Annotated in this window: 21 protein-coding genes and 1 other annotated feature; of the genes, 2 read left to right on the top strand and 19 right to left on the bottom strand. The window is 46.8% G+C overall.

Features of this window, described 5'->3' with window-relative positions:
* Positions 1-47: 47 nt before the first annotated feature.
* The 4 genes from GPK49_RS02660 to GPK49_RS02645 are packed head-to-tail and all read right to left on the bottom strand — an operon-like array spanning position 48 to position 3,545.
* Positions 48-1,004: a GerMN domain-containing protein gene (locus GPK49_RS02660; RefSeq protein ID WP_118578751.1), complete on the bottom strand. Its 957-nt coding sequence runs from the start codon at positions 1,002-1,004 to the stop codon at positions 48-50.
* Positions 1,005-1,016: 12 nt separating this feature from the next.
* The gene (locus GPK49_RS02655) at positions 1,017-2,477 is read right to left on the bottom strand and encodes a sensor histidine kinase (RefSeq protein ID WP_215676647.1); all 1,461 of its coding nucleotides are present in this window, start codon (positions 2,475-2,477) and stop codon (positions 1,017-1,019) included.
* A complete protein-coding gene (locus tag GPK49_RS02650) occupies positions 2,458-3,147 on the bottom strand; it encodes a response regulator transcription factor (RefSeq protein WP_118578755.1) in 690 nt (229 codons plus the stop codon). Before GPK49_RS02650 ends, GPK49_RS02655 begins: the two co-directional genes overlap by 20 nt.
* Positions 3,148-3,158: 11 nt before the next feature.
* On the bottom strand, positions 3,159-3,545 hold the full coding sequence (locus tag GPK49_RS02645) for a ComEA family DNA-binding protein (protein ID WP_215676646.1): 387 nt from the start codon (positions 3,543-3,545) through the stop codon (positions 3,159-3,161).
* A gap of 137 nt (positions 3,546-3,682) precedes the next feature.
* On the opposite strand from GPK49_RS02645, the gene GPK49_RS02640 reads away from it, so the two are divergent.
* Positions 3,683-5,086: a D-alanyl-D-alanine carboxypeptidase family protein gene (locus tag GPK49_RS02640; protein WP_215676645.1), complete on the top strand. Its 1,404-nt coding sequence runs from the start codon at positions 3,683-3,685 to the stop codon at positions 5,084-5,086.
* 59 nt (positions 5,087-5,145) lie between these two features.
* Here the strand turns inward: GPK49_RS02640 and hydF are convergent, their stop codons facing one another.
* From hydF to GPK49_RS02575, 13 genes are all read right to left on the bottom strand, one after another.
* Complete coding sequence (gene hydF, locus GPK49_RS02635) at positions 5,146-6,324, bottom strand: [FeFe] hydrogenase H-cluster maturation GTPase HydF (RefSeq protein WP_215676644.1); 1,179 nt, start codon at positions 6,322-6,324, stop codon at positions 5,146-5,148.
* 9 nt (positions 6,325-6,333) lie between these two features.
* Positions 6,334-7,374, bottom strand: a complete 1,041-nt coding sequence (gene hydE / locus GPK49_RS02630) for a [FeFe] hydrogenase H-cluster radical SAM maturase HydE (RefSeq protein ID WP_215676643.1) — start codon at positions 7,372-7,374, stop codon at positions 6,334-6,336.
* A 124-nt stretch (positions 7,375-7,498) separates the two neighbouring features.
* A complete protein-coding gene (locus GPK49_RS02625; protein ID WP_215676642.1) occupies positions 7,499-8,272 on the bottom strand; it encodes an ABC transporter ATP-binding protein in 774 nt (257 codons plus the stop codon).
* Positions 8,265-9,149 (bottom strand): ABC transporter permease, encoded by an 885-nt coding sequence (locus GPK49_RS02620; protein WP_215676641.1) that lies wholly within the window; start codon positions 9,147-9,149, stop codon positions 8,265-8,267. Before GPK49_RS02620 ends, GPK49_RS02625 begins: the two co-directional genes overlap by 8 nt.
* A 26-nt stretch (positions 9,150-9,175) precedes the next feature.
* Positions 9,176-10,156 carry an ABC transporter substrate-binding protein gene (locus GPK49_RS02615; protein WP_118578765.1) on the bottom strand — a complete coding sequence of 327 codons (981 nt, stop codon included), beginning with the start codon at positions 10,154-10,156 and terminating at the stop codon, positions 9,176-9,178.
* Positions 10,157-10,283: 127 nt separating this feature from the next.
* Positions 10,284-10,530, bottom strand: a binding site (T-box leader).
* 125 nt (positions 10,531-10,655) lie between these two features.
* Complete coding sequence (locus GPK49_RS02610; protein ID WP_215676640.1) at positions 10,656-11,141, bottom strand: QueT transporter family protein; 486 nt, start codon at positions 11,139-11,141, stop codon at positions 10,656-10,658.
* Positions 11,142-11,349: 208 nt separating this feature from the next.
* Positions 11,350-11,592, bottom strand: a complete 243-nt coding sequence (locus GPK49_RS02605) for an HPr family phosphocarrier protein (protein ID WP_016408483.1) — start codon at positions 11,590-11,592, stop codon at positions 11,350-11,352.
* Positions 11,589-12,539: a DNA-binding protein WhiA gene (gene whiA, locus GPK49_RS02600; RefSeq protein WP_215676639.1), complete on the bottom strand. Its 951-nt coding sequence runs from the start codon at positions 12,537-12,539 to the stop codon at positions 11,589-11,591. Before whiA ends, GPK49_RS02605 begins: the two co-directional genes overlap by 4 nt.
* Before the next feature lie 26 nt (positions 12,540-12,565).
* Positions 12,566-13,438 (bottom strand): RNase adapter RapZ, encoded by an 873-nt coding sequence (gene rapZ / locus GPK49_RS02595; RefSeq protein WP_016408485.1) that lies wholly within the window; start codon positions 13,436-13,438, stop codon positions 12,566-12,568.
* Between the two features lie 29 nt (positions 13,439-13,467).
* Complete coding sequence (gene murB / locus GPK49_RS02590) at positions 13,468-14,376, bottom strand: UDP-N-acetylmuramate dehydrogenase (protein WP_215676638.1); 909 nt, start codon at positions 14,374-14,376, stop codon at positions 13,468-13,470.
* A gap of 12 nt (positions 14,377-14,388) precedes the next feature.
* Positions 14,389-15,300, bottom strand: coding sequence for an HPr(Ser) kinase/phosphatase (gene hprK, locus GPK49_RS02585; RefSeq protein WP_118578767.1), 912 nt, complete (start codon positions 15,298-15,300; stop codon positions 14,389-14,391).
* 71 nt (positions 15,301-15,371) lie between these two features.
* Positions 15,372-17,237 (bottom strand): excinuclease ABC subunit UvrC, encoded by a 1,866-nt coding sequence (uvrC, locus tag GPK49_RS02580; RefSeq protein WP_215676637.1) that lies wholly within the window; start codon positions 17,235-17,237, stop codon positions 15,372-15,374.
* Between the two features lie 174 nt (positions 17,238-17,411).
* On the bottom strand, positions 17,412-17,786 hold the full coding sequence (locus GPK49_RS02575) for a RidA family protein (protein WP_016408489.1): 375 nt from the start codon (positions 17,784-17,786) through the stop codon (positions 17,412-17,414).
* A 234-nt stretch (positions 17,787-18,020) separates the two neighbouring features.
* On the opposite strand from GPK49_RS02575, the gene GPK49_RS02570 reads away from it, so the two are divergent.
* A complete protein-coding gene (locus GPK49_RS02570; RefSeq protein ID WP_016408490.1) occupies positions 18,021-19,613 on the top strand; it encodes a peptide chain release factor 3 in 1,593 nt (530 codons plus the stop codon).
* Positions 19,614-19,721: 108 nt separating this feature from the next.
* On the opposite strand, the gene GPK49_RS02565 is transcribed toward GPK49_RS02570, so the two are convergent.
* Positions 19,722-20,276, bottom strand: coding sequence for a hypothetical protein (locus tag GPK49_RS02565; protein ID WP_215676636.1), 555 nt, complete (start codon positions 20,274-20,276; stop codon positions 19,722-19,724).
* 17 nt (positions 20,277-20,293) lie between these two features.
* Positions 20,294-21,331 carry a threonine aldolase family protein gene (locus tag GPK49_RS02560; RefSeq protein ID WP_215676635.1) on the bottom strand — a complete coding sequence of 346 codons (1,038 nt, stop codon included), beginning with the start codon at positions 21,329-21,331 and terminating at the stop codon, positions 20,294-20,296.
* Between the last annotated feature and the right edge of the window lie 25 nt (positions 21,332-21,356).

The following is a 21,356-nucleotide window of genomic DNA, read 5'->3' as shown; positions in this document are numbered from 1 at the left end:
TGAAAATTGTTGTCCAGAGTATCGGACGCTTCATTTCTGTTCTCCTCTTATTTCTCCTCAAGTCTTCTGATACTGTCAACTGCGGTAAACGGCGTTTTGAACTGCAAATTATCCTTATAGGTATCCAGCTTTTTCCCTTCTACCAGAAACTGCACGCGGTCAATCTGATCCAGCTTGCACAGGGAATTTACAATCGAATAAATCGTCAGCAGCTCCTCCCTTTCTCCGCCGGTGTGCTTCAGCACAAATTCCTCACTCAGATTGACATAGCAGGTGCCGTCATCTGTTGTGGTTACATCCTTGATTTTTGTACCGACAGGAATCGTTGCAACACTGCCTTTTTCCTCCGGTCCTGCAATCAGCTGTTCCAAAACGGTTTTTTCTCTGGTCTGGTTTGCGTTTACCTCTACCACACGCTCCTCCGCCACCAGATCCGTGCCTTCCGCATTTGCGAAATACAGTGTCAGAATTGCGTAGCCTGTGGTTTCCGCGGAAATTTCCGTATCTATCCAGACATTATCTCTGTTGAAAATCGCATACGCCTCACCGTTCTGATTTTTCAGCGGCTCACCCTCTACCAGAATTCGTACATTCTTCACGAAATCCAGAGAGGTCAGCGTCCAGACGACAGAGGAACGGCAAATAGTCTCCTCCAAATCATTCATCTGTAAATATTCCTCGGAAAAATCCACTGTAACAGTGGCTTGCTCCAGTGTAACAGAGCGTATCTCCAGATTCTGCGGCATAGAAGCCGTCGCACCATCCGCATTAGGGCCCTCCTGTAAAATCGCAAGCACGTTTTTCAGCATTGCCTCCTTGTCCGTTCGGGGAATATTTTTTTTCAGAGCACCCATGCCGCCGTCACTCATCATATAATAAAAATCCACTCTTTCCTCATTCGATGAAACTACGGTATCATACACCAGAACGGAACAGGGAATCAGTATGACCAGCACAATAAACAGGACGATCAGCTTTCGCGCCAAAGATTTTCGTTGTGTCATAAAATTCCTCCTTTATCCGTGTGTGGTCGGCTGCTTGAGAGGAATCCGCACCAGAATGGTCGTGCCTTCCTCCTCCTTGCTGTTTACCTTAATGCTGCCCTTGTGCATCATGATGGTGCTGTGGGTAATGGAAAGCCCAAGCCCTGTGCCGCCGGTTTCTCTGTCTCTTGTTTTATCCACACGGTAGAAGCGTTCAAAAATACGGTTGACCTCATCCTCCGGAATCCCAATGCCCGTATCTGCCACGCTGATAAATACGTTTTGATGGTCTGCATCTAAAGAAACCTTTACGGTTCCTTCCTCCGGGGTATATTTCACTGCATTATCAACCAAATTAGAAATCGCAAGGGAAAGCTTCATTTCATCTGCCTCTGCATGGATTTCCTTTGATGCGTCCCATTGCAGAGAAATATGCTTGGCATCAGCCATTGGCTGCAAGCGCTTGATGATATCCGTCATCATCTGCGTAAGATTTGTTTCCTTAAAATTCAGGGGGATTTCCTTTTGATCCAGCTTAACAAGCGTCAAAAGGTCATTGATGATTGCAGTCATACGGTCAACCTCAGAGGTAATATCATGCAGAAATTCCACATACATTTCCTTCGGAACATCCTCCTGCAGCAAAATAGATTCACTCAGCACCTTTACGGAGCTTAAAGGCGTTTTCAGCTCATGTGATACATTGGAAACAAACTGCTGGCGGCTGGATTCTACCTTTTCCAGCTGGTCTGCCATCTGGTTACAGGAAATCGCAAGATCCACAATTTCATTATGCACAATCCCCCTGACCTTTGCACGCTGTTCAAAATGCCCCTCAGACATTTTGCGAATAACGTCAATCAGATTTTTCACAGGCTCTGTAAAGACCTTTGAAATAATAACCATCACAATCAGCACTAGAAGGACAAGCGTTCCCAACAGCAGATATGCCTCCTTGCCGATATCTCCAAGAATATCATGCACATCTGCCAAGCTGTCTACAATCAGCACAACACCAACACGCGTATCACCTGCACCGACAATGGAGGCTGCGGCATAAACCGTACCGTTTTTCTGCTCCTTTGCGGTATCCTTATGCTGTAATGCCTGCACAACCTCAGGCAGAAGCAGCGTTTTCCCGACATCCTCATAGCCTGTATCATAGGTTACCAGGCAGGAGGAATCTAAAATCATAACACGAAAATTCTTTTCCTGACTGGTCTCCAAAATGGTTTCCTCCAGTGCGCTGCGGTTTTCTTCATCAAACAAAAATTCCGAGGATGTAACCTGTCCGGAGATAACATTTGCCTGACTGAGCAGGACCTTCTTCCGCTCATCCAAGAAATATCCCTGAACAGAGTGAAGAATGGTGCTTGCCAGAAGCAGGAGCGGAACAATCCCCCCTACCAGATAGCCTGCAAGCATAATCCAGCGCAGAGAAATAAACGGGAGCTTTTTCTTTTCTTTCGTCGCTTTAGTTAAAATAGTAACCAACTCCCCATTTTGTAAAGATATACTTCGGTTCGCTCGGATTTACTTCAATTTTTTCTCTCAAACGGCGCACATGTACATCCACCGTACGCACATCACCGGGGTAATCATAGCCCCAGACGGTATCCAGAAGCTTTTCTCTGCTGTAAACCTTTCCGGGGTTTTCCATGAGCAGCTCCAGAAGGTCGAATTCCTTCGCGGTCAGGTTTACCTCCTTTCCGCTGATAAATACACGTCTGCTGTCGAAGGAAAGCTCTAGGTCTCTTGCCTTCAGAACTTTTTTCTCCTGTGTCTCGGTAGGTGCTTTTTTCACACTGCGGCGCAGAATGGCTTTGATTCTCGCCTTCAGCTCCAGAATGTTAAAGGGCTTTGTGATGTAATCATCCGCACCGTATTCCAGCCCCATAATTTTATCCATATCCTCGCCCTTCGCCGTTACCATAATAATCGGCACCTGTGAAAATTCTCTTGTCTGCTGGCAAACCTCAAGCCCATCCATCTTCGGCAGCATCACATCGAGCACCACCAAATCGAAATTCTTTTCCTTGATGTTTTGCAGAGCCTCTTCCCCATCATACGCCGCAGTGACCTCCATGCCGTCCTGCTCCAAGGAAAATTTAATTCCCTTTACGATGAGCTTTTCATCATCCACCACTAAAATCTGATACGCCATTTTCAGCCTCCTTATTCTCCCACTGTAATTTCATCCTGTATTTCTGCAAAGGTTTTTTCTCCGATACCGGAAACACGCATCAGCTCCGCGATATCAGAAAAGCCGCCGTTTTCCTCCCGATACGCAACAATTTCCGCCGCCTTTTTCTCGCCAATGCCGGAAAGGCGCGTCAGCTCCTTCGCTGTTGCGGTGTTGATATTCAACCTGCCTGCATCATTTTCTGCGTTTATTTCCCGTTTTTCGGTGATTTTCTCCGCAGAAGCAGGTGTTCCCATTTCCAATGCGCCCGTTGCAAAGCTATGGCTGTACCAGATGCCGCTGAACAGAAAAAACAGCAGCACTGCCAGAAGCTTCAGGCGTTCTGTTCCGATTTTTTTAAAAAATGTATTCTCATGCAACTTTAATACAAACCTCTTTTTCTTTTTCGTTTCATGTGATAAAATAAGGTATTGCCGTTTCCTTCGGAAACGCAGATACTCATACGAAATAACTATATCACATATAAGATAAATTTTCAAATATATAGGAGATTCACATGAAAAAACGATTGACACGATTCCTGCCGTTCTTATTGGCATTTACGATAGCTCTTCCCTCTTATTCCGTCTTTGCAGAAGAAGAAAACCAAGCAAAAGAAACGCAAACAAATAAAACAAACGAAACGCAGGCAGATGAGACCACTGCGAACGATACGCTGAGCCTTGCCGCAGAAACCGCCGTTCTGATAGATGCGGCAAGCGGGGAAATTCTCTATGATAAGGATGCAGACAAAAAAATGTATCCTGCCAGCATCACAAAGCTGATGACAATTCTTCTGGCATTGGAAAACGGCAAGCTGACGGATGAAATCACATTTTCCCACGATGCCGTTTACAACATTGAGCCCGGCAGTGCGCATATTGCCATCCTCGAAGGCGAAACACTAACCTTGGAGCAGGTGCTGCGTGCAATTATTCTGCGTTCCGCAAACGAAGCCTCCAACGGCGTAGCGGAATATGTGGATGGCTCTGTGGAGGCATTTGCCAAGCACATGACGGAGCGGGCGAAGGAGCTCGGCTGTACAAATACAAATTTTGTCAACGCCAATGGACTGTTTGATGAAAACCATTACACCACTGCACATGACATGGCGCTGATTGCAAGGGAGCTGCTCAAGCACGAGGAATATCGTTCCATGATGAGCGAAACCGATTACGAAATTCCTCCGACCAATCTACAGACAGAAACCCGCTATCTGCATGGACAGCACCAGATGTTGAACCCCAATTCCATCTATTATTATAAGGATGCCATCGGCGGCAAAACAGGCTATACCGTTGAGGCAGGCAATACACTTGTGACATACGCCGAACGGGACGGGCTGACGCTGATTGCCGTTGTGATGAAGTGCAATGGTGCAGAGCATTATACCGATACCGCTGCTTTGTTCGATTACGGCTTTGCAAATTACGCATCCGTGAAGATTGCCGCGGTCAGCGACTATACCTCAACCGTACCTGTAACCGAAACCTATAACAAAAAAACCGTTGACTTGGGCAAGGTGACGATTGCACCAAGCGAGGATGTGTATTACACTCTGCCGAAGGGAACGGATGCCTCTGCCGTTACCGTAAAGACGGATATTCCCGAAGGTGTAGAGGGCACAGTCAAAAAAGGGCAGACCCTCGGCACATTGCAGCTTTCCTATAATGGCAAAACGCAGACCGTTGATTTGATTGCACAGAATGCTGTAGACGCGCTGACAGATACACAGAAGGCAGAGCTGGATAAATCCTCTCTTTCCGGCATGGTGAAAAGGGTCGCCATCGGTGTGGGGATTGCGGCAATCGTTCTCCTTCTTATTTTCTGCATCACCCGATTCATCGGCTACAGAAGCTATCAGCGCAGAAAGCAGCTGCGCAGACAAAGACCCCGCAGAAGAAGAAATTACAGAAGATAAACAAAAAGCAGACATTCGTAGAAATAAATTCTATGGTGTCTGCTTTCTTTTTCTGTTTTTTATAATCCCAAAGGCGCAAGGCTTCTTTCCAGAATCCCATGAATATAGGCGATACAGATGCCGTAATTCGTCATTTTCGCGCCCTGCTCCTTCGGTATGGAAAGTCGGTGCTGCATTTCCTTTTCATTCAGCATGCAGCCGCCGCAATGCACAATCAGCGCATAGGGAGATAAATCCGCAGGGAATGTGCCGCCGCTTGTAAATTGAAACTGCAATTCCTTCCCCGTATATTCCCGAATCCAACGGGGCAACTTGACCGTTCCGATATCCTCACACTGACGGTGATGGGTACAGCCCTCGGAAATCAGTACCGTATCTCCATTCTTCAACTGCTCCAAGGCTCTCGCCCCTTTGACATTTTGCTCCAGATTGCCCTTATACCGCGCCATCAGAATCGAAAACGAGGTCAGAGGGATATCCTCCGGTACGATTTTAGAAACCTTCCCGAAAATCTGGCTGTCCGTGATGACCAGCTTCGGACGTTTTCCAAGGGCTGCCAGCGTTTCCGCAAGCTCAAAATCTCTTGCGACAATCGAAACCGCGCCCGCCTCCAGAATATCCCGAATCGTCTGCTGCTGCGGCAAAATCAGCCTGCCCTTCGGCGCAGCGGAATCAATCGGCACAACTAAAACCACAAAATCATTTGGTTCCAGTAAATCCCCGATAATTCTGCGTTCCTTCTCCCCCTTTGGTGCTAACGCAGCAATGCGTTCCTTCAAGACGGAAATATTTTCGCCCGTTTTTGCGCTGACGAAAATTTCATTTTCTCCATCCTGCTTCTGCGTCAAATCCGCTTTGTTTTTTACGATGATATAAGGAATGCTTCTCTTTTGAATTTCTGCAAGAATTGCCGCATCCTCTGCTGTCTCCCCGACAGACGCATCTATCACGATAACGGCAATATCGGTTTTTTGCAAAACCTGATATGCCTTTTCTACGCGCATTTTTCCAAGTTCCCCCACATCATCCAGACCGGGGGTATCAATCATAACAACAGGCCCAAGCGGCAGCAGCTCCATTGCCTTCTGTACAGGGTCTGTTGTTGTGCCTGCCACATCAGAAACAATTGCTAAATTCTGTCCTGTCATAGCATTGATGACACTGGATTTTCCTGCATTTCTTCTGCCGAAAATCCCGATATGTATCCGTTCCGACAACGGTGTATTGTTCAGTCCCATTTTTTCCTCCTATTCTACCAGAGAATCCCCACGGGCGCTGACCACCCGATAGCCAATGGATTCCATCTCTGCCTTTAAAAGGGCAAGCCCCTCCGCCGCTTCATCCCCCATGGATCGTTTGTTATCATACAGACTGTAAAGCTTTCTGTTTTCCTGCGGGGAAAGGTTCGGCATGACAACATTTGCCCCTGCCAGAATCCCCATTTTCCGCCCATCCGGATGAATGGTGCTGAGTGCCGTTGTAGAGGGCAGAAGCACCTTTGGCAGCATCAACCGCAGAAGTCCCAGAAGGAAAAGTGTCAGTTCCAATGTACCTGCCTTTTCCTCCCGAAAGGGCGTATCCTTCTGGGGAATGAAGGGTCCAATGCCAATCATGTGGGGATTCAGCTCCTTCAGAAACAGCAGATCCTCCGCCAGATGCTCTGCCGTCTGCCCAGGCGAGCCAACCATAATGCCGCTTCCTACCTGATAACCGATTTTCTTCAGGTTCCGGAGGCAAGCCTTGCGGTGGGTTAAATCCAGCTCCGCAGGATGCAGCGTACGATAATGCGCTTCGTTTGCCGTTTCGTGCCGCAGCAAAAAGCGGTTCGCCCCTGCCGCAAAATACGCTTCATATTCTTCTCTTTCCCTCTCCCCGATGGAAAGCGTAATCGCACAATCGGGGTATTTCTCACGCATAGAACAGATAATATGCGTCATTTTTTCCTGCGTAAAATACAGATCCTCGCCGCCCTGCAAAACGAAGGTACGAAAGCCGAGGGCATACCCCTGTTCACAGCAGGAAAGGATTTCCTCCTCCGTCAGCCGATAGCGTTTCAGTCCTTCGTTCCCTCTGCGGATACCGCAGTAATAGCAGTTATTTCTGCAATAATTCGTAAATTCAATCAGCCCTCGAATATAGATATCCCTGCCGTAATGCCGATGGCGAATGTCTCTCGCCTTTGCAAAAAGATATTCCGCCAAATCAGGCGTTCTGCCATTCAGCAGGGTAATCCACTCCGTCTTGGTGAGGGCTTTTTCTCTCCCCAATTTGTCAATTAAATGCTTCATCTTAATTCCCATCAACCTTCTATCTTTTGCATTTTCTCTGAGTATACCATAAACGGATTCCTGTGAAAAGCACAGAAAAAATCCTCGGACGAAATTATCCGAGGATTGTATATGCAGCTCCCAATCAGTTTCCACATTCAATACTGATTTTCGTGAAGATATCCAGAATATCATCCACCTTTGTATTGACCTTTTCTTCTCCTGCCTTATCCAGCACGATATGACCCTTATCCATCATAATCAGACGACTGCCATATTCCACCGCATAGCGCAGGTTATGCGTTACCATCATTGCCGTCAGGTGCTTTTCCTGCACCACCTTATTCGTCAATTCCATGATGATATCCGCCGTTTTGGGGTCAAGTGCAGCGGTGTGTTCATCCAGAATCAGAAATTCAATCGGAGTCAGCGTTGCCATAATCAGCGTTGCCGCCTGTCTTTGTCCGCCGGAAAGCGCCCCCAGCTTGACATTCATTTTATTTTCCAGACCCAACCCCAGAATGGAAAGCTGTTCCCTATAGAAATTTTCTCTTGCCTTATTCACACCTCTGCCCAGACCGAAGGGCTTGCCCTTATTATCCGCCAGAGACATATTCTCAAGCATTGTCAGATTTGGACAGGTGCCTGCCGAAGGATCCTGATAGACACGCCCAATGGTGCGATATCTCTGAAAATCCTTCATTTTTGCAATATCCTTGCCGCCAATCAGCACCTCTCCTTTCTGAATGGGGATGCTGCCGCAGATGATATTCAGCATGGAGGTTTTGCCCGATCCATTACTGCCGACAATCGAAACAAATTCGCCGTCGGGCACAGTCAAATTAAAATCCTCAAACAGCAGTGTTTCGGAAATGGTGCCGGGATTATAGATTTTTTTGATATGCTTCAATTCAAGCATGCTCCGCACCACCCTTCTGTTTATTACCAAGAATCAAAATAATCAGGAACAGCACTGCCGTTGCCAGCTTCATCAGATTTGCGGGCAGGCCCAAGCTGATTGCCACCTGTATACAAGCCTTATAGAACACACTGCCGACCAGGACCGCCGTAGTGCCCTTCGCAAAGCTAACCCTACGGAACAGGGTTGTGCCGATGATAACCGCCGCCAAGCCAAAAACCATCTGCCCTGTCCCCATGGTACTGGAGAAGGCTCTCTGCTCCATGCAGACCAGCGCGCCGGAGAAGGCAACGAGTGCATTTGCAACCGTCAGCCCGATAATCTTTACAATGCCCTTATCCTTTGCAAGGGTGGTTACCAGTGTGCTGTTATCACCAACTGCACGCAGGAGCATGCCGCTTTTTGTCTTGAGATACCAATCCAGAATGAATTTGAAAATCATAGCTACCAGCAAGGATACTACAAATTTACGCATCATCAGGGTAGAATTGCCCATCACAGCCATAATCGGGCCGGAGGTATAAATCGTACCGATGGCACGCTCTACCGCCAGATTGGAGCCTGCAATCTGCAAATTGATGGAGAACAACGCCGTCATAGTGATGATGCCTGCCAGAAGGTCTCTGACACCGAATTTCACATGAATGACACCTGTGACCAGTCCGGCTGCCGCGCCCACCAGAAGCGCCGCTACAAGCACCAGAAAGGGGTTCATCCCCTTTACCAGAAGGACTGCCGTAATCGCCGCCCCAAGGGGAAAGCTGCCATCTACCGTCAAATCAGGAAAATCCAGTATTTTATATGTAATATAAATGCCGTAGGACAACAGGGCGTAAATAAAGCCCTGTGTCAGCGTACTGATAATCAAATCAAACATAAAGGAACCTCTTTCTATGCGGACGCTTATTCCGCAGTTACATCAATCGCATTTTCCACATCTGCGCTCAGCTTCAGTGCAGCCATTGCATCGGGATTTACATAAATTTCAAATTCGGAAATGGTTTCGTAGGGCATATCGGATGCTTTTGCCTCACCCTTGAGAATCTTTGCTGCCATCATACCTGTCTGTCTGCCCAGTGCAACGTATTCAATCCCTGCGGAGGCTACGCAGCCCAGCTTTACCTGCTCGATTTCACTGCCGTAAACAGGGATGCCTGCTTCATTTGTTTTTTCCAGAATGGAAGGCAGAACGCCGACTACGTTATTGTCTGTCAGGTTTGTGAAGCAGTCCACACCCTTCGAAATCAGCGTATCTGTTGCCTGATTCACCTCTGCCTGTGTCATAACGCCCAGTGCTTCAATCTTGAAGCCGTATTCTCCTGCCTTTTCCTGATATTCCTTTACTGCGGAAACGGAATTGGGTTCGCTTGTTGTGTAAAGAATCCCGATTGTTTTTGCATCGGGCTGAACCTTACGAATCAGCTCAAGCTGTCCTTCGATGGGAAGCTTGTCGCTGGTGCCTGTGATGTTGCCACCGGTCAGCTTTGCTTCCTCAGGGTCGGTAATTGCTGTGAAGATAACAGGGATATCCTTATCCTCTGCCGCCGCATAGCAAGCAGTTGCGGATGGTGTTGCAATCGCACACATCAGCGCAACATTCTTTGCAGAGAAGTTCTGTGCAATCTGTGTTGCGGCGTTGTCATCAAAGCCTGCATTCTGATATTCAATCTTGTAATCCACGCCTTCCTTCAAACCTGCTTCCTCCAGACCCTGCAAAAAGCCCTCTCGACAGTTATCCAAAGATGCGTGCTGTCCATACTGATTGATGCCGATAACGGGAATATCTCCACTTGCCTTATCATCTGCCGCATTGCTGCTGCCGCAGCCTGTCAGTGCCATTGCTGCCATCACCATTGCCATTGTCATTGCCATAAACTTTTTCATACCAATCGCTCCTTTTCTCATACTGTTTTTTGTTTCCTTCTGTCTCGTCTCATCTCATCTTAGCTGTTTTCTCGAACGAGGTACTCGATTTTGCCGAATAAAAAAAGCCTTATCACATAGTAATCTACTATGGGACAAGACTTGTATATTCCTGCGGTACCACCCAAATTGATGAAAAATCATCCGCTCTTTCCACTGTACAGCCATACAGTTACGCTCTGGTAACGGGTGCGTTTCCCGTCGGTTACTACTTGCTTTCGCTTTCGACCGCCCTCATAAGTCCATTCACCCATCCTCTCGCTGTTGCGATTCCACCATCCGCAACTCTCTGAAAGCTGATTTGAAAGGCTACTCCTCTTAATCATCGGTTTCTCTCTTTGGTTAGTTAGATTATAGCACCCCGATTTTATTTGTCAAGAGCTTTTTTTCAAAAAAATAAAAGCAGAAAAATAAGGACTCTTCCTGCCCTAAAAGCAGGAAAAGTCCCTGTTTTTTGATTTTATGCAATTTTCAGGCGTTCCACCAAGGTGCTGTTTTTCAAAACCTGACGAAACAGAACATAACCCACAACGGAAACGGAAAGGAATTCCCCAAACGCAACCGTTGCCATGCTCAGCAGAAGCGGACTGCCGAACAGATACAGCTCAATGCCGATGAATGCATTGCAAAGCACAGGCCAAAGGCTTGCGCCGAACAGTGTTTTGCTGCATTTCGTAATCCCCACAAGAGAAGCCGCTGTGCAGGCTGTACCGAATACAACGTCCATCATACCGAAGGGGCTGAAGCAGTTCGCGATGAAACAGCCAAGCACCAGACCGGGCGCATACTTTTTGTCGATAAATGCCATCAGCATCAGCACCTCGGAAATACGAATCTGAATCATTCCGAAGCTAAGTGGTGCAATCGCCAATGTCATCACAACATAAATTGCCGCAATGAGCGCTGTGGAAACCAGAAATTTTGTGTTTACAATGTTTTTGTTCATTAAAAAAAGACCTCCTGTTTTTTATTTACCGAGATGGTGGGATACCCATGGTCCTCTCGTGGTCCTTTTCGGTGGTATCCGTAGCAGGTACATCTCGTTTGTTCAGTTACTTTGACAGTATAACACAGGTGCAGAAAGAAATCAACCCTGCCGTTGATTCTCCGACAGGGTTTTTTGTATGTAATGATTGCTGCTCTGTATAAAAAAATTATGCCAATACTGCCGCCAGCTCTTCCACTGCCGCTGCTTCGTCCTTGCCGTCCGCAGTAATCAGGGCAGTCTGCCCTTCCTGCATATTCAGCGCGATAGTGCCCATAATGCTCTTTGCGTTAATTCTTTTTTCATCCACACTAACCTGAATTTCAGATTCAAATTTCCCGGCCGTCTGCACGAAATACGCAGCCTGTCTTGCATCCAAGGATGCCTTGATGGTAATTGATTTCTGTGTCATTCTATTCCACCCTTCCCTTCTCTTAATGCCTCAGCAATGCTGCTGATTTTACGCAGTCTATGGTTGACACCGGACTTTCCGACAGGTGTCATGAGGAAAGAACCCAGCTCTTTCAAGCTTCTGTCCGGATATTCCAATCGCACCCTCGCCACCTCTGCCAACTGCTCCGGCAGACGCGCAAGCCCGATGGTTTCCTCAATATAATTGATATCCTCTAATTGCTTTACAGCCGCTCCGACCACCTTATTCAGGTTTGCCGTTTCACAGTTGACTTTTCTGTTGATATCATTGCGCATTTCCTTGACGATGCGGACATTCTCCAAATCCATCAGCGCCAGCGGTGCCTCCATGATATTCAACAAATCGACAATCTGTTCACCTTCTTTCAGATAGACGATATAATGCTCTTTTCTCTCTACCACCTTGGCATCCAATCCGAAGGCATTGATTAACTCCCGCAGCTGCTCCGCCGCAGACAAATCCGCCAGAACGAATTCCAGATGGTAGTTCTTTTCCGGATCATTTACAGAGCCGACAGAAATGAATGCGCCGCGAATATATGCCCGCCGACAGCAGATGCTGCTGACCACAGGCGGATAAATCCGCTTTTTCAGTTTCTTCTGTTCTTTTTCTATTGTTAAAATACCGGTTGCCTGTAAGATGGCTACTGCATCGCGTACAAGCAGGGTATACACCTTAGTCTGCCGCTTCTGCCCGCTGATTCTTACAGATACATCCGCTATCATATTAAAAGTATTTCTCAATAATGTAAAGCATTTTTTCACAGCGTAATCATTCTCTGTTTGGATTTTTAAACAAAAATTTCCGCCAAACACGGCTATCTGTCCATAGATATTAACATACGCTGCAATTTCCGCAATTTCACAATGTCTTCCATTTCCAAAATGAAGGGACAACTCACCCTTAACCTTAGACGAAAATGACAAATTTGCCCCTCCTTTCTGTTTTTTGCTTATTTCTTGTGTCTGCTGTCCTTTTCAATGTCATTATGCTTGAGAAGGAGGGTGTGTCCATCCTTTCCAAGGGCATTGTAAAGGGCATTCGTAAGGGTAACAGAGCGGTGCTTTCCGCCCGTGCAGCCGATGCTGATGACAAGACTATTTTTGCCCTCTTTAATATAGTGCGGAATCAGAAATTCCAGCATATCCACCAGCTTTTTCAGAAATGTTCGGCTTTCCTCAAAGCTCATCACATAGCTACTGACAGGTTCGTCGTTCCCCGTCATTTCCTTCAGCTCCTGAATATAAAAGGGATTGGGCAGAAAACGTACATCGAATACTAAATCACTGTCTGCAGGAATTCCGTATTTAAAGCCAAAGGATTGCACCGTAATCATCAGATTTTCGTAAGATTGATTTTCTACAAAAATACGGTTAATCTGCTCCTTGAGCTGTCGGGTCAAAATCTGGCTCGTGTCGATGATATAGGTTGCCTTACGCTTGACATCCTTCAGTATTTCGCGCTCCTTCTGAATTCCCTCTTGAATGGAGCCGTTTTTGGAAAGAGGATGACTTCTTCTGGTTTCCTTATAGCGTTTAATCAGCACATCATCCGAGGCATCCAAGAATAAAATCTCATATTCATATCCCTTATGCTGCAAATCAGACAGTACCTCAAACAGGTCATTAAACAGCTTACCGCCACGAATATCAATCCCCATGGCAACACGCTCGATTTCACCCTCCTGCTCATAGCAAAGCTCCGCAAACTTCGGCAGCAATGCAGGGGGAATATTATCTACACAGAAAAAATTGATGTCCTCCAGAAATTTCAGCACAGAGGTTTTCCCTGCGCCGGACATCCCCGTTACAATTACAAACCGCATACTCCTTCACCGACCTTTCCCATCTCTCCTTATTCTTCTCCGACGATTTTCACTTCCGTTTCCAGTGTCACACCGAATTTATCCTTGACTTCCTTCTGGCAGAACGCAATCAAATCCAGAATATCCTGTGCCGTTGCGCCGCCGATATTAATCAGAAAGCCGGAGTGCTTTTCGGATACCTGTGCGCCACCGATGGTTTTGCCCTTTAGCCCTGCATCCTGCACCAGCTTCCCTGCAAAATACCCCTCAGGACGCTTGAAGGTGCTGCCTGCACTGGGGTACTGTAAGGGCTGCTTTGCCCTTCTCTGCTCTGCCAATTCTGCCATGCGTCCACGGATTTCTGCGGCGTTGCCTTTTTTTAATTGCAGCGTTGCCCCCAGAACGATATAGCCCTTTTCGGGAATGCTGCTGCAGCGGTAGCCTAAATTCAGCTCCGCCGCAGGAATGGTCTTGATTTCTAAATCCTGCGTCAGCACATCCACACTTGCCAGCACATCCTTCATTTCACCGCCATACGCGCCTGCATTCATCACAACTGCACCGCCGATGCTGCCGGGAATCCCGCTTGCAAATTCCAGACCGGTCAGACCCTTATCCGCAGCCCTTGCCGCAACAGCACTCAGCAGTGCGCCGCCCTTGGTATGAATTGTATTCCCTTCTATCGTAATCTCCGCCATGCGGTTATAAATCTGAATCACCGCGCCGCGGATGCCTTTATCCCTTACCAGAAGATTGCTGCCGTTGCCAATCACCAGAACGGGCATTTCATATCTATGCAAAATTTCAAAGGCAGCACGCAGCTCCTCTGCGCTTTTCGGCTGAATAAAATAGTCCGCCGCGCCGCCCACACGAAATGTCGTATGCTCCTTCATCATTTCATGAAGCTTCAGCCCTTCCTCTCCCAGGCAGGCAAGAAGCTCCTGTTTCAATCTTTCCATCGTTTCACCTTCTTATTTTCCGATTCGATTTGCAAAATCCTGTGCGGTATTTTTCCCCATCTTCTTCTGACGGTTTGTCATTGCCGCCGATTCGCAAATCATTGCCACGTTTCTGCCCGGGCGCACAGGAATCGTATTCAGCTGCACCTTATTTCCCAGAATATCCATATATTCCTCATTCAGCCCCAACCTGTCATAGGAATCCGCCTTCCCATCCCAGACCTCAAGCTTAATGACAAGGTCAACCGTTTTCTGCTCCTTTACAGAGCCGACACCAAACAACTCCTTTACATTCAGAATCCCGATGCCGCGCAGTTCAATCAGATAGCGGATAATCTCCGGACAGGAGCCAATCAGCCTTCTGTCGGCAATCCGTTTGATTTCCACTGCATCATCCGCAATCAGGCGGTGTCCTCTTTTAATCAGCTCCAGTGCCGTTTCGCTTTTCCCGATGCCGCTTGCACCTGTAATCAGCACGCCCTCGCCGTAAATATCCACAAGAACGCCGTGCATCATCACACGGTCTGCCAGTTCCTCTCTCAGCCAGAAAATCAACTCCGCCGTAAAGTCGGTTGTATTCTGCGCGGTGCGAAAAATAGGTATGCTGTATTCTCTGCCGTATTCCACCATTTCGGGGAAAATCTCAAGATTCTTGCAAACCACCAGACAGGGAATATGATACTGAAATAAATGGCGGATAGCATTTTTTCTGTCCTCATCGTTCAGACTCAGCAGATAGCTGTATTCCACACGCCCAATCACCTGCAAGCGGTCGCTGTCAAAGCGTTCATAAAAGCCTGCCAGCTGTAATGCAGGGCGGTTAATTTCCCTACGCAGAACAGAACGCCCCTCCAGACTCAATTCCGGCAAAACGCTTTCCAGTTCAAATACCTCTACGATTTTTTTTAACTCCGCAGAATACATTTGCGGCTCACCTCGTCTTTCGTTTTTCTATAAAATCAAATAATCTCCTAAATATATATCTTACCCGAAAATCATCCGTTTTGCAATTCCTCCCGATGGAAAAAAAGATAGACCTGCTCCGCCGCAGGAATCGTCATGCCATCCACCTCTAAAAGATCTGCCACCTCTGCTGCGGCAATCCTTTCGATTGAGCCGAAATGGCGCAGTAAAGCCTTGCGGCGTACCTCACCGATGCCCTTGATATCATCCAGAACGGAATGAAGATTTCTTTCATCGCGCAGCTTTCTGTGGTAGGTGATGGCAAAGCGATGCACCTCATCCTGTATGCGCGTCACCAGCTTAAAGCCCTCCGAGGTCAGGGGAATTCTGATTTCCTGCTCATGAAACAGCAGTCCTCTGGTGCGGTGCCTGTCATCCTTCACCATCCCGCAAACAGGGATATCCATCCCGAAGGCAAGCAGCACCTCCTCTGCGGCGTGTACCTGCGTTTTGCCGCCATCCATCAGGATTAAATCGGGCAAACGGGTAAAGCTGGAGGTTTTGCCCTCTGTGTTTTCCTTGATGGCATGGCTCAGGCGGCGCGTGATGACCTCCTTCATAGAGGCATAATCATTTGCCCCGACAACGGTTTTAATCTTAAACTTGCGGTAGTCGCTGTTTTTGGCGCGCCCATCCTCGAACACAACCATCGAGCCGACCGATTCAAAGCCCTGCGTATTGGAAATGTCATATGCTTCCACGCGTTTCAGCTCGTTTGGCAGAGAAAGTGCCTGCCGCAGCTCTTCCATTGCGCCCTTCGTTCGCTGCTCCTCTCGTTTCAGCTTTTCGCCAAACTGCTCGAAAATGAGCATCGCATTCTTATGCGCCAGCTCCGTCAGCTTATGCTTTTCTCCCTTGACAGGAACCGTCAGCGTAACGCGGCTGCCCCGTTTTTCGGAAAGATATTCCGCAATCAGGTCGCTTTCCTCTGCCACAAGCCCTTCCTGCAAAATGATTTCCTTCGGGATATAGGCAGTGCCGCTGTAAAACTGCTTAACAAATGCCGTCAGAATCTCCGCGCGGCTCTGCTCTGCAAAGGCAGTCAGGGTGAAATTCTCCCGTCCTGTCATTTTGCCGCCACGGATAAAGAACACCTGCACCAGACATTCCTCATACGCACGCACAAAGCCGATGACATCCGCATCCCCCAGACCGGTGTTGGAAATTTTCTGCTTTTCCGCAACGCTTTTAATCGCGGCAATTTTATCCCGCAGTGCCGCCGCCCTTTCAAATTCCATATTTTCCGATGCCGTCAGCATTTCCTGCTCCATTTTCTTCATGATAGTATGGTGCTTTCCTTCCAGAAAATCCATAGCATCCTTGATATAGACCTGATATTCCTCAGGGGGAACCCTTCCGCTGCATGGCGCAATGCACTGCCCGATATGGTGATTCAGGCAAGGACGTTCCTTCCCGATATCCCTCGGAAATACCTTCTTGCATTTACGGATTGGGAACAGCTTATGCAGGGTTTCGACGGTTTCCTTCGCCGCCAGCACATCCGTAAACGGCCCATAATATTTCGCCTTATCCTTCTCCATTCGGCGTGTGATGAAGATGCGCGGAAACATCTCCTGCACCGTCACCTTGATATAAGGATAGCTTTTGTCATCCTTCAGAAGAATATTATAATAGGGATGATGCTTTTTAATGAGGTTACATTCCAAGAGAAGCGCTTCCATTTCGGAATCCGTTACGATATATTCAAATTCGCGGATATTCGGCACCATGGAACGTGTTTTTGCCGTCTGATTGCGGCTGCTTTGAAAATACTGCCGCACGCGGTTTTTCAAATTCACTGCCTTCCCCACATAAATGATATGCCCGTTTTCATCCTTCATCAGATAAACTCCCGGCTTTTGGGGCAGCTTTTTCAATTCCTCCTGAATATCAAACATGACCTCACCTCTTTTCCGATTTTTTACTCTGCTCTCTATTATACAAAAGGGAGTATTTTTTTACCAGACTCTCCCCTGTCAATTTTTCTTGTAATTCTCTTTTTCATACAAAAAAGAAGTCCCTGTCTGGGACAAGGACTTCTCTGTCAGCTAAAATCGGAATTTTAACTGAAATTATTTCATTTCTGCGATAACTTCAACTTCGCACAGTACGTTCTTAGGCAGTGTTTTAACTGCTACGCAGGAACGTGCAGGCTTGCCTGTGAAGTATTTGCCGTAAACTTCGTTGAATGCTGCGAAGTCGCCCATATCAGCCAGGAAGCATGTTGTTTTTACAGCATCTGTGAATGTCAGACCGTTTGCTTCCAGAACTGCAGCCAGGTTTTTGCAAACCTGTTCAGCCTGTGCCTGAACATCGGAACCAACGATTTCACCTGTTGCGGGATCCAGTGCAATCTGACCGGATGTGAACAGCAGACCGTTTACGGATACTGCCTGAGAATAGGGACCCAGTGCTGCGGGTGCTTTATCTGTGCTTGTAAATTTCATTTTCATTACCTCCAAAATTTTTTTATTTTTGTTACATTTCCTAACGTTCTTATTTTAGTCCAAAGACATTCTCGCGTCAATGTATTTTCCCGAAAAACATGAAAATTTTCTCTCTCCTGCACTTTTTTCCTATCTTTGTATTCCATTTTTGTGGAAATTCGGGTAAAATAGAAATAATGTGTATTCAAATATAACAAAAAATACCCTATTCCACGAAAGAAAGGAAAGAAATATATGAGTAATGCAGATGCAATTCAGAAGCGGCGTATTTTTGGGATTATTTCCCATCCCGATGCCGGCAAAACAACATTGACGGAAAAGCTGCTGCTGCACGGCGGTGCAATCCGCGAAGCAGGTACGGTAAAGGCAAGAGGGAAAAACAAATTTGCAAAATCCGACTGGATGGAAATTGAAAAACAGAGAGGGATTTCCGTTACCTCCTCCGTTATGCAGTTTGAATATGATGATAAGGTTGTTTCCATCATGGATACTCCGGGGCATAATGACTTTGGTGAGGACACCTATCGTATCCTGACCTCTGTAGATAGTGCAGTTATGGTTATCGACGCGGCAAAGGGTGTCGAAGCACAGACTGTAAAGCTGTTCAAGGTCTGTTCCATGCGTGAAATCCCTATTTTTACCTTTATTAACAAATTAGACCGTCAGTCCAAGGATCCACTGGATTGTATGGCGGACTTGGAGGATGCGTTAGGTCTACCCTCCACCGCTGTCACATGGCCTATCGGCAACGGTCTGACCTTTGAAGGCATTTATGACAGACTGGAAAACAAGGTTTATCTTTATAAGCAAAAGGATGGCGTGATTGCGCTTGGTGCAAACGGTGTATTCGGTGATACGCTGGAGGGTATCATTTCTGATGCGAATCTGGATATCCTGCGTAGTGAGATGGAGCTTCTGGACGGTGCAGGCAATCCCTTTGATTTGCAGGCAATCAAGGACGGCAAGCTGTCTCCCGTATTCTTCGGCTCTGCACTGGCGGATTTTGGTGTAACGCCCTTCCTGCATCATTTCTTGGAATGGTCCCCTGCTCCCGGTACAAGAAAGACTACTACAGGTGAGGTTAACCCCAATGATGATTTTTTCAGCGGCTTCATTTTCAAAATTCAGGCGAACATGAACCCTGCGCACCGTGACAGATTGGCATTCTTCCGCATCTGCTCCGGTACGTTTACCAGAGGGATGAGCGTAACCCTTTCCCGTACAGGCAAGCAGATGAAGCTGAGCCAATCCACACATCTGATGGCGAATGACAGAGAAACCGTGGAAACTGCCATTGCAGGCGATATCATCGGTATTTACGACAGCGGCAACTTCCAGATTGGGGATACGCTGACAGACAGAAAGGAAAAGCTCTTTTTCGAGCCATTGCCGACCTTCCCGCCCGAGCTGTTCTGCCGTGTGCGCCCTGTGAACTCCCTGAAGGCGAAGCAGTTCCAGAAGGGTGTACAGCAGCTGGCACAGGAGGGTGCAATTCAGGTATATCATAACGAATTTAATGATGTCATTCTGGGTGCGGTTGGGCAACTGCAGTTTGAGGTGTTCCAATACCGCTTATTGAATGAATATAATTCCGAAATCCGCATGGAACCCTTGGAATATCAGGTAGCGCGTTGGGTTGCGCCCGGTTCTCCCAAGGATGTCAAGGATTATGTGGTAGCAAGAAGCACTCTGGTTTATGACCATTTTGAGCGTCCGATTCTGCTGTTCGCGAACCAGTACACGCTGAACAATTTCATGCAGAAGAATCCTGAGGTAAAGCTGGTTGAGGCATTGGATGTGGATGACACCGAGCATCTGGAAGGGTAAAGAAGACCTTTTTCTTCTCTGGGGACGCTGTCCCCAAACCCCTGCAAGGGCATCATGCCCTTGACCTGATATAAGATAAAAAAATCCGACTATAAAAGTCGGATTTTTTTATCTTGTTTCTATTATATAGTATTTTTTATTCCTATCAAAATTTTTCCACTCCACTAAATAAGAGCCTTGCACTTCAACAATTTCTTTCTGCTTACCTGTTGGTTTATGATATATTCCAGATATTACCTTTTCTCCACGAAAGCAATCATAAATTTCTGACGATATTTTGCCCTCATAAAAAAGTTTATCATCTACTAAAACCATCGAGAAAGTAGCATTAAATCCTTCAGTTTTTAACTGTTCCATAAAAATAATATCTTTCACAAAAGAATACATTTGCTCTGGATATTGACCATTTCTAGGATATTTTAACTCTATCGCATATTTTTCCGACATATCTTTTTTATATACTACAATATCAATTTCCTTTTTAATTAACTTCTTATTGATTCTAAAAAAAGATATATTCCGTTCAAATTGAACAACATATTCTTTTAATTCATTTCTAAGAAAAATACCTAATTCATGTTGTAGAGAAAATTCATTATAAAGTTCTATTTCCTTCTCTCCAACATAACTAGGAAATTTAGCAAGTAGAGTTTTCAAAATCACAAAATCACTCTTTTCTGTTACAGTTCTTCTATATCCTGCAATAGCTCAGCTACATTTTCCTCCTTCGTTGCCCAGCTGGTGCAGAAGCGTACAGCGGTATGGGCATCCCCCACTTTACACCAGAAGGAGAACGCATATTTCTCCGCCAGCTTTTCCATCATTTTGTTTGGCAGAATCGGAAACTGCTGATTTGTTTTGGAATCAAAGAGCATTTTTATACCCTTTTCCTCAAACGCGTTCCGAATCTGCATCGCCATTTTGTCTGCGTGCTTTGCCACTTGGAAATATAAGCCATCCTCAAAGAGTGTTTCAAACTGAATCCCCAAAAGTCTGCCCTTTGCAAGCATTGCACCGCGATTTTTAATGATATAACGGAAATCCTTTTTCAATGCAGGATTTACGATCACAACTGCTTCGCCCATCATTGCACCGACCTTTGTGCCGCCAATATAGAACACATCCGCAAGCCTTGCAATATCCTGCAAGGTATGGTCGCAATCCTCCGCTGCCAGCGCATAACCCAGTCTTGCCCCATCAATAAACAGCGGCAATTCACATTTGCGACAAATTGCACTGATTTCCTCCAGCTCTGCTTTGGTGTAGGCGGTGCCATCCTCTGTGGACTGAGAAATATACACCATGCCCGGCTGTACCATGTGCTCGTGGGTTGCATCATTCCAATGCGCCTCATACGCCTTTCGGATTTCCGCCGCAGTCAGTCTGCCGTCCGCCGTGGTGGGCAAAACAATAACCTTATGCCCTGTCGCTTCAATCGCACCTGTTTCATGCACATTCAGATGTCCCGTATCCGCGCAGAAAACACCCTGATAGGGGCGCAGAATACTCCCGATTACAGTCAGATTTGTCTGCGTGCCGCCAACCAGAAAATGCACATCAATATCCTCTCTGCCGCACGCCTGCTTAATCAGCGCCGCCGCACGTTCGCAGTGGGAATCCTCGCCATAGCCTGCCGTCTGTTCCATATTGGTCTCCACCAGACGTTCCAGAATACGAGGATGCATCCCCTCCGCATAATCACATTCAAAACGAATCATTTTTCTCCCTCTTTCTGACAAAAGT

The organism is Clostridium sp. MCC345 (assembly GCF_018785345.1).
Taxonomy (GTDB): Bacteria; Bacillota; Clostridia; order Lachnospirales; family Anaerotignaceae; genus Anaerotignum_A; species Anaerotignum_A faecicola.
The sequence above is the reverse complement of the archived record's forward strand: the minus strand, read 5'-3'. Positions and strand labels throughout refer to the sequence as shown.